Raw genomic sequence first — 1,738 nt, 5'->3', positions numbered from 1 at the left:
TTAAGTTATTAAGTTTTCGATCCTTAGTCCGCAATCCGGGAGCGGACACTGACTGACGTACTACGAACCTTACTGATTGCGGTCAATCGATCGAAGTTGATATTAGTCATTTACAACTGGTTGAGGTCGATTCCCATGTCTCGGAGTTTCGCTTCTAAAGCTTGCGAGCGCGATCGTTCTTGTTCCAGCATAGTTTCTGCTTGTTCCGCTCTTTGCCGTTCTTGTTCGGCTCTTTGCCGTTCTTGTTCGGCCCTTGATTCTGCTTGTTCTCGAAGTTGAGCAAGCTCCACAAAACTCACAAAAGGTGTGCCATCAGGCCTGAATATTTCCAGTTCAGTTTCTGATACTTGAAACCGCACTCCCATTCTGGGACTTACCCAGCCGTTCACTTCTTCGATTGGTTCTAATCGTTCCTCTCGACGCTCCCATACAGTCAAATCCAGATTTGCTGGATCGTACAAATAATATTCTTCTACGCCGTATTGTTCGTAAAATCTCAATTTTTGCAGCATCGGAGTCAGGCGATTTCCCGGCGACCAAATTTCAAAGGCGACTTGCGGCACAATATTATCTTCGTTCCACTGCTGGTAGGAGCCTCGATAACCTTTCGGTCTTCCAAAGGCTACCATCACATCTGGTGCTTGAGAAATTTTGTTATTTCCTTCTACTGGATACCACAGTAAGTTTCCCGCTACAAAAACATCAACCGCGCCCGCAAATAACAGTTCTAAATTTTCTTTTATCCACACGATCAATCTAAACTGTTCGGTATTGTCAGACATTGGTTCGCCGTTATCATCTGGGTAGATAATCTGAGATTTGTCGGGAGATTGCAGTTGTGTAATCATTGCTGTTTTCCCCTAATTTACTGGTTATTTTATATGATTCAACAGTCATCAGCGTTGTAATGACTAATGACTGCTGATTAATGATTGATGACTGACGACCAATGACTATTGTTGCATGAAACTGCGAAAATCGATGCCTGCTAAATTAGCAGTATCGCGAACAATCAAGAAAATTCCCAAACCCAGCAACAGCATCAAACCAGTCTGCATCACATTTTCCTGAATGCGGTTCGGCAGAGGTTTGCCCCGCAGTCCTTCTATTAACAAAAAAGCTAGTTGACCGCCGTCCAAAGCAGGTAAAGGCAAGATATTAATCACAGCCAAATTGATGCTAATTAACACGGCAAACTGAAACAAATTCGCTGCATCCGCTCGCGCAATCCCTGCACCGGCGGCCACAATTGCCACGGGCCCGGACAACTGTTTTGCGGTTTGACCGAAATTGGTAACTAACTGCCCGAAACCTTCCACCGTCAGCACTACAATCCGCTGAAATTCAGTCGCCGCCTGGGTAAACGCATCTAGAATTCCCGCCCGATCTCGCACGACAGTTCCGTTAGAAGTTAGCTGCACGCCAATGCGGCCTTTACCGTCGGGTGACTTTTCGGGAGTGACTGTCACCACAAATTTTTGTTCTGCACGCTGAATTTCTAACGCTAGGGGTTGGTTGGGATTATCTTGGATTGCTGCGACTAGAGATTTGATTGCTTCGCGGGAAGCGCCCAATTCCTTGCCGTCAACGGACAGAACAATGTCGCCCGATCGAATTCCGGCTTTTTGAGCTGCCGAACTGACTTCTGCTGCGACTTCCGGGACTTTAACTCCGGGTAGGTAGTTTATGGATGCTGCGCCGACAGTGGTCAACTGCACCAGCAGCAGGAAGTAAGCAA

General features: G+C 46.5%; 2 protein-coding genes. Both read right to left on the bottom strand.

What is annotated here, in order from left to right:
* Window positions 1-110: 110 nt before the first annotated feature.
* Window positions 111-848, bottom strand: coding sequence for a Uma2 family endonuclease (locus tag WBA89_RS21295; RefSeq protein WP_424409266.1), 738 nt, complete (start codon window positions 846-848; stop codon window positions 111-113).
* A gap of 105 nt (window positions 849-953) precedes the next feature.
* Window positions 954-1,738: RIP metalloprotease RseP (gene rseP / locus WBA89_RS21290; RefSeq protein ID WP_424409264.1), on the bottom strand; the 785-nt coding region annotated here is incomplete at its 5' end.

The sequence above is a fragment of the Microcoleus sp. genome (genome assembly GCF_049646505.1).
Classification (GTDB): Bacteria; Cyanobacteriota; Cyanobacteriia; order Cyanobacteriales; family Microcoleaceae; genus Microcoleus.
This window is presented reverse-complemented; position numbering and strand designations above follow the sequence as displayed.

Coding starts and splice junctions, on each gene's coding strand:
- WBA89_RS21295 (WP_424409266.1), bottom strand. CDS start 848: ATGATTACACAACTGCAATCTCCCGACAAATCTCAGATTATCTACCCA.